This is a genomic window from Cryptosporangium arvum DSM 44712, from assembly GCF_000585375.1.
Lineage (GTDB): Bacteria > Actinomycetota > Actinomycetes > Mycobacteriales > Cryptosporangiaceae > Cryptosporangium > Cryptosporangium arvum.
Map to the genome: position 1 here is coordinate 4,612,226 of NZ_KK073874.1, position 6,925 is coordinate 4,619,150.

Below are 6,925 nucleotides of genomic sequence, written 5' to 3' on the forward strand. Positions count from 1 at the left end.
TCACGCTGGTCACGAGCAGAATGCCGGATAACGTCCTCGGAGTGCGTGGACGAGCGATTCGGTGAGCGGTGCCCTCTCCGGCTTCGCCGCGATCGGCGTCCTGATCGCGATCGGCTACCTCCTCGGCCGCCGCGGCACGCTCGGCCCGGACGCGCGGGCGGTGCTGGCCCGGCTCTCGCTCACCGTGGCCACGCCCTGCCTCCTGTTCACCACGGTCACCTCGGCCGACCCGTCGTTGCTGACCGCGCCGACCTCGGTCGTCCCGCTGCTGACCTGCCTGCTGGCGATGGTGCTCGCTGTCGTCGCCGGTGCCGTCCGCCGCTGGCGCGGTGAGGTGCGGGTGATGACGACGATCGCCGTGGGCTTCCCCAACCTGGGGAACCTCGGCATCCCGGTCGCGTCCTACGTGCTGGGGGACGCGGCCCTGGTCGCCCCGTTGATCCTGTTCCAGCTGGCCGTGCAGTCACCGATCGCGATGACGACCCTGGAGCTGCGCGGGGCCGGGGAGACCCGCGGGGCGGTGCGGCGCGCGCTGGCCAACCCGGTGCTGATCGCCACCGTGCTCGCGCTGGCCGTGGTGTTCACCGGCCTGCGCGTGCCCTGGGTGGTCGCGGAGCCGGTGCGCATCCTGGCCCAGATGGCGGTGCCGGCGGTGCTGCTCTCGTTCGGTCTCTCGCTGGTGGGCAGCCCGCTGCCGGGGCGCGGTGGCGACCGGGCCGCGCTGGGCTTCGTGGTCGTCTCCTCCGCGCTGGTGCGGCCGGTCGCCGCCTGGGTGCTCGCGGGCCCGGTGCTCGGCGCGCCCGCGGCCACCGTCTACGCCGCGGTCGTGCTCAGCGCGCTGCCGGTCGCGCAGAACGTCGCGGTCTGGGCCGGGCACTACGGCGCCGCGCCCCGGCTGGCGCGTGAATCGGTGCTGCTCACGACCATTGTCGCGCCGGTGGTGATCGTGCTCGCGACGGCGCTGCTGCGCTGACCGTTTGCCGGTCGGCCGCGGTGGAAAGCCCTCCGGAGCACGATCGACAATTGAGACAGGGGAACGATGTCGACGATCTGGCCCGGTTCGCCGTACCCACTGGGTGCCACCTATGACGGTGGAGGCACGAATTTCGCATTGTTCTCGGAGGTGGCCGAACGAGTCGAGCTGTGCCTGTTCGACGAGGACGGCACCGAGACCCGGGTCGACCTGCCCGAGCGGGAGGCCCTGGTCTGGCACGGCTACCTGCCCCGGATCGTGCCCGGGCAGCGGTACGGCTACCGGGTGCACGGCCCGTACGACCCGGGCGCCGGGCTGCGCTGCAACCCGAACAAGCTCCTGCTCGACCCGTACGCCAAGGCGATCGACGGCGAGTACACCTGGGGCCAGGAGCTCTTCTCCTACGACTTCGGCGATCCGGGATCGTTCAACGACGCCGATTCGGCCGCCAACGCGATGCGCTCGGTCGTCATCAACCCGTTCTTCGACTGGGCGAACGACCGGCCGCTGCGAATTCCGTACCACGAGTCGGTCATTTACGAGACGCACGTCAAAGGCATCACCGAGCGCCACCCCGACATTCCGGAGGACGTGCGCGGCACCTATTCCGGCCTCGCGCACCCGGTGATGATCGACTACTTCAAGAAGCTGGGCGTGACGGCGGTCGAACTGATGCCCGTCCACCAGTTCGTGCACGATTCCGGCCTGCTCGAGAAGGGCCTGCGCAACTACTGGGGCTACAACACGATCGGCTTCTTCGCGCCGCACAACGGCTACGCGTCGTTCCAGGGGCACGGTTCCCAGGTGCAGGAATTCAAGTCGATGGTGAAGGCACTGCACCGGGCCGGCATGGAGGTCATTCTCGACGTCGTCTACAACCACACCGCCGAAGGCAACCACCTCGGGCCGACGCTGAGCTTCCGCGGCATCGACAACGCGGCGTACTACCGGCTGGTCGATGAGGACAAGCAGTACTACTACGACACGACCGGCACCGGGAACAGCCTCAACGTGCGGCACCACGAGTCGCTGCGCCTGATCATGGATTCGCTGCGCTACTGGGTCACCGAGATGCACGTCGACGGGTTCCGGTTCGACCTGGCCGCGTCGCTGGCCCGCGAGTTCCACTCGGTGGACCGCCTCGCGGCGTTCTTCGACCTGGTCAACCAGGACCCGATCGTCAGCCAGGTGAAGCTCATCGCCGAGCCCTGGGACGTCGGGGACGGCGGGTACCAGGTCGGTGGTTTCCCGCCGCTCTGGACCGAGTGGAACGGCAAGTACCGCGATGCGGTGCGCGACTTCTGGCGCGGCGAGCCGGGCACGCTGGGCGAGTTCGCGTCCCGGTTCGCCGGCTCGTCCGACCTGTACGAGATCGACGGGCGGCGTCCGATCGCGTCGATCAACTTCGTCGTGGCGCACGACGGGTTCACGCTGACCGACCTGGTCTCGTACAACGAGAAGCACAACGACGCCAACGGCGAGGACAACAACGACGGCGAGAGCCACAACCGGTCCTGGAACACCGGCGTGGAGGGCCCGACCGAATCCCCGGACGTCCTGGCCCTCCGTGAGCAGCAGAAACGCAACTTCCTGGCGACGCTGCTGCTGTCCCAGGGCGTGCCGATGATCGCCCACGGCGACGAGTTGGGGCGCACCCAGCAGGGCAACAACAACGTCTACTGCCAGGACAACGAGCTGTCCTGGGTCGACTGGGAATCGGCCCGCGACCACGAGGTGCTCACCCGGTTCGCGTCGGCGTTGATCCGGCTGCGCGCCGATCACCCGCTGTTCCGGCGGCGCCGGTTCTTCCGGGGCGAGCCGGTCGGCGACAGCGGGGTCGAGGACATCGCGTGGCTGCGGCCCGACGGCCGGCCGATGGAGCCGTCGGACTGGACCGCCGAGGGCGCGCAGGCGATCGTCGTGTTCCTCAACGGGCAGGGCATCCCCGAGTCCGACGCGCTCGGCGAGGCGATCGTCGACGACTCGTTCCTGCTGGTGTTCAACCCGTCGGGCGACGCGGTGGAGTGCACGCTCCCGGAAGCGGAGTACGGGCGGGCCTGGGAGGTCGTGGTCGACACCGCGGACCCGCTGCTGCTCGCGCCGTCGGAGACCGCGGGCAACCTCAAAGCGGGCGGCGGGGTGACGATCGAGCCCCACAGCGTGGCGGTCCTGCGCTGCAAGTACTGAGCCGGGGTGCGCGAACGGACGTTCTTCCTACTGACATACTCGTCCGACACGTCGGTCTTGGAGGGACAAGAACCGTGCTCGTTCGCGCAACCGCTCGCGGGGTGTCGCTGGATTCCCCCCGGGACTTCACCACGCTCTCGCTGGTCCTGGAGGGCGGGCCGGCCGCCGAGGAGGCGGCCGGCCGCGTCGGCACCTGGGCCGGCCCGGACCACCTGGTGCTGCCGGCGTCGACGCTCGTCGAGCTGGCCGGCCCGGTCGCCGACGAGACCGGGTGGCGCGAGGGGTTCGACCGGATGATCACCCTCGCCACGAACAAGGGCTGGGTGGACTCCTCCGGCGGTGTCCGGATCCACGTCGAACAGCGGCGCTGACCCGGGCACCGGGCCGCATCGCGCACCGGCCCGCGGGGCCGATCCTTCCCCCGCTGCGGTAGAAGTGAGGCTGCCGCGGTCACCGGGCCGCGGCAGCCGAACGAGGAGGTTCGATGGCCGCCGAGCGCCATGGGGTTCGTTTTCCCGACGTCGACGGCCGGCGGAGTTCCTCACGGACGGGCGCGGACATCGTGGCCGACTCGCTCGTGCGTGTCGACGGGCGGCTGGCCGGCCAGGCCCGTCAGGCGACCGAGTGGCGCAAGGACTACGCGGAGTACTTCGCCGCGTCCACGCGGGTGAGCGCGCTGGCGAAGGACTCGGTGGCGATCGCCGAGCACGGGCTGCAGTCGGCCTGGGACCGGCTCGTGTTCCGGGGCGCCGACGGCACCCAGACGCCGCTCACCGCGTGGGCGCGCGATCTCCCCGCCGACGACCGGCTCACGACCGCGCACGTCGACGGCGACGCCGAGCGGCTCACCCGGGTCGAGGTGCCCTACCGGGGGCAGGTGCTGCACGGCGTCGCGCTCGAGCGGCAGCTGCGTGAGTGGGTGCGCCGCGGCATCGTCGAGCAGGGTTTCGCCGACGCCGTGCAGAGCGTCGTGGAACAGCCGGAACGGCTCGCGCTCGACGGGTACGAGGTGATCCTGCTCGGCGCCGGAGCCGAGATGGGGCCGATCGAGCCGCTGCTGCGCTGGGGTGTGCGCGTGGTGGCCGTCGACGTGCCGAACCCGGCGATCTGGGAGCGCCTGCGCGGGCTCCCGTCGGCCGGAACGCTCACGTACCCGCAGCTGGACGACGTGCCGGGCGTCGACATCGGAGCGGACCTCCCGGCGCTGGCCGGCTGGCTCTCGGCACGCTGGAGCGGTGACCGGATCCCGATCCTGGGCAGCCACGCGTACGCCGACGGAGCCGCGCACGTGGAGGTGAACCTGGCCGCCGACGTGCTGGCCCGGACCCTGACCACCGCCAGGCCGGACGCCGTGCTGTCCTATCTGCACACCCCCACCGACAGTTTCCTGGTGCCGTCGGACGCGGTCGCCGAGGCGCGCGAGCGCGGGCGGTCGCGGCGGTGGAACTCCGCGGCGCACCGGGCGGCCGCGCTGGCCAGCGGCCGGCGGCTGTTCCGGCCCGCCTACCCCGAGACCTACGCCGACGACACCGGCCGGGCGTGGGGCCTGTCGGACACGCTGGTGCCGATCCAGGGGCCGAACTACGCGCTGGCCAAGCGGCTGCAGCGGTGGCGCGCGGTGCTGCAGCACTCCGCCGGCCGGCGGATCTCGAGCACGGTGGCGCCGGCCTCGTGGACCCGCTCGGTGACGAAGAACCGCGTGCTCAACTCGGTGTACGCGGGCGCGGGGGCGTTCGGCGTCGAGATCTTCCAGCCGGACACCGCCCGGGCGCTCGGGGCGGCGAAACTGGTCGCCGACGTGCACCGCCCGCTCGCGTCCGCGGACGCCCACCCCGAGAGCGTGTTCATCGACGCCGCGCACGGCGGGCTGTGGCGCCAGCCGTTCGATCCGCGCACCGCGCTGGGCGTCGCCGCCCTGATCGGTGGCCCGAAGGCTCTGTTCGGCCGGCGCTGAGCGTCAGCCGTCGTAAATCACGGTGCGCCGGGCGTCGGGGTCGAGCCGGCGGAGGATCGCGTCGAGCACCCGGTCGGCGCCCGGTCCGGTAGGCGCTGCGCGACCTGACACCCGCCGAGCCCCGGGGGAGCGACGCCTCGCCGGGAGTGCCGCTCAGGTGATGGGGGCGGGTGCGGGGGTGGTGGCGGTCCGCATCGCGGTGGCCAGGGTCACGGCGGTGTCGACCACCGTGTCGAGGTCGTCGCCGAGGCGGCCGTCGGCCCACTGGCGGGCCAGCTCGGCCATCGCTCCGGTGAACATCGTCGCGGCCACCAGCACCGGGGTGCTCGGGGTGCCGCTCATCGCGATCAGGCCCTCGAGCAGCTCGGTCTCGGTGACGCGGCGGCGGCTCGCCAGCACCTCGCTGCTGAACAGCAGGCGGCCGCGGCGCGGGTCGTCGCGCAGGAACTCCAGGACGCCGCGGACACCGGCCCGGGTGCGTGCCTCCGCGCCGGAGCCGGCGGACGCGACCGCGCGCTGCAACGCGTCGCCCAGCGCGCTGGCCTGGCCGTCGTAGACCGCCCCGAGCAGCCCGCCGACGTCGGCGAAGTTCTCGTAGAAGTAGCGGGTGTGCAGCTGGGCCTCCCGGCAGACCGCGCGCACGGTCAGGTCGGCTTCCGCGCCGAACAGCCGGTAGCCGGCGCGGACGAGCATCTCGCGGCGCTCGGCTCGCCGGTCCTCTGCGGAGACGCCGGCCCATCGGGTCATCTCCCCACCCTACAAGTCTGGACACGGGCGTTGCCAGAACCTAGTCTGGATACGGTCGTAGCCAGAATTGGAGGCTCCCATGCCGAACGTCCTCGCCACCCGTTTCCAGCAGTCGTTCGACGCCGACACCCGGTCGAGGTTCTTCCGCGGGATGGACTTCCGCTCGCCCGAGGGTGACCCGGGTTGGTTCGGGCCCGACAGTGCGGTCTGGTACGTCCACTCGCACACGCCCGCGGTGATCCTCGGGCTGGTCGCGGCGTCGTACATCGAAGGGCTCGACCCGAGCATCAGCTGGATGGGGTACGACCACTCGCGGCTCGTCGAGCGCAAGGACGGGGTGCCCACCGGGGCGATCGACGAGGAGGGCGGGAAGGTCCGTCTCGGACACTCGGTGGCGTTCTTCATCGGGACGGCCTACGGGTCGACGAAGACCGCGGAGAACCTGGCCCGCACCGTGCGCGCGATGCACCACACGGTGAAGGGTGTGCGTCCGGACGGGTTGGCCTACGACGCCGACTCGCCGGAGTGGCTGCGCTGGAACTACGCGACCGTGGTGTGGGGGCTGGCCACCGCGCACGAGCGGTACCACCGGGCGCCGCTGGCCGACATCGACCGCTACTACCGCGAGTTCGTCCGGGTCGGCGAGGCGCTCGGCGGCACCGACCTGCCCACCACCAAACAGGAGACGCTCGACTGCCTCGAGTCCTACCTGCCCAAACTGGCGGTGACGCCGATCAAGGCGTTCGCCACCGGCCCGAACCTGCGCGGGAACGGGCGGCGGGCCTGGGAGCCCGGCAGCGAGTTCCTCGACTGGGCGGTACGCGACATGCTGCCCGGGTGGGCCCAGAAGCTCGCGATGTACCAGCGCCCGAACCCGGTGGCGCTGCGGTTACGACGGGCCGCGCTGCGTGCGGTGGTCAACGGGGCCGAGTCGCCGCTGCGCGAGTTCCACGAGGCCCGGGCGCGGGTGGCGGCCGGCGTCACCGCGTCGGTGACGTCCACCCGCCCCGAATCCCCGGATCCCACCCGCACCCGCGCCGAGGTGGAGGCCGCCCTCTGACCGG

6 protein-coding genes are annotated in these 6,925 nt (G+C 71.8%); 5 read left to right on the plus strand and 1 reads right to left on the minus strand.

Annotation, left to right across the window (positions count from 1 at the left end; translation table 11 throughout):
• Positions 1–61: 61 nt before the first annotated feature.
• From CRYAR_RS20655 to CRYAR_RS20670, 4 genes are all read left to right on the plus strand, one after another.
• Positions 62–973 carry an AEC family transporter gene (locus CRYAR_RS20655; protein ID WP_035853266.1) on the plus strand — a complete coding sequence of 304 codons (912 nt, stop codon included), beginning with the start codon at positions 62–64 and terminating at the stop codon, positions 971–973.
• A gap of 66 nt (positions 974–1,039) precedes the next feature.
• Positions 1,040–3,160, plus strand: a complete 2,121-nt coding sequence (glgX, locus tag CRYAR_RS20660) for a glycogen debranching protein GlgX (RefSeq protein WP_035853273.1) — start codon at positions 1,040–1,042, stop codon at positions 3,158–3,160.
• 74 nt (positions 3,161–3,234) lie between these two features.
• On the plus strand, positions 3,235–3,531 hold the full coding sequence (locus tag CRYAR_RS20665; RefSeq protein ID WP_157017929.1) for a hypothetical protein: 297 nt from the start codon (positions 3,235–3,237) through the stop codon (positions 3,529–3,531).
• A gap of 113 nt (positions 3,532–3,644) precedes the next feature.
• Positions 3,645–5,114, plus strand: a complete 1,470-nt coding sequence (locus CRYAR_RS20670) for a hypothetical protein (RefSeq protein ID WP_035853298.1) — start codon at positions 3,645–3,647, stop codon at positions 5,112–5,114.
• A gap of 153 nt (positions 5,115–5,267) precedes the next feature.
• Here CRYAR_RS20670 and CRYAR_RS20675 read toward each other — a convergent pair whose 3' ends face one another.
• The gene (locus tag CRYAR_RS20675; RefSeq protein WP_051570725.1) at positions 5,268–5,861 is read right to left on the minus strand and encodes a TetR/AcrR family transcriptional regulator; all 594 of its coding nucleotides are present in this window, start codon (positions 5,859–5,861) and stop codon (positions 5,268–5,270) included.
• Between the two features lie 79 nt (positions 5,862–5,940).
• Here CRYAR_RS20675 and CRYAR_RS20680 point away from each other — a divergent pair, with 79 nt between their 5' ends.
• On the plus strand, positions 5,941–6,921 hold the full coding sequence (locus CRYAR_RS20680) for an oxygenase MpaB family protein (protein WP_035853304.1): 981 nt from the start codon (positions 5,941–5,943) through the stop codon (positions 6,919–6,921).
• The last annotated feature ends 4 nt before the right edge of the window (positions 6,922–6,925 follow it).

Coding starts and splice junctions, on each gene's coding strand:
- glgX (WP_035853273.1), top strand. CDS start 1,040: ATGTCGACGATCTGGCCCGGTTCGCCGTACCCACTGGGTGCCACCTAT.
- CRYAR_RS20670 (WP_035853298.1), top strand. CDS start 3,645: ATGGCCGCCGAGCGCCATGGGGTTCGTTTTCCCGACGTCGACGGCCGG.
- CRYAR_RS20675 (WP_051570725.1), bottom strand. CDS start 5,861: ATGACCCGATGGGCCGGCGTCTCCGCAGAGGACCGGCGAGCCGAGCGC.
- CRYAR_RS20680 (WP_035853304.1), top strand. CDS start 5,941: ATGCCGAACGTCCTCGCCACCCGTTTCCAGCAGTCGTTCGACGCCGAC.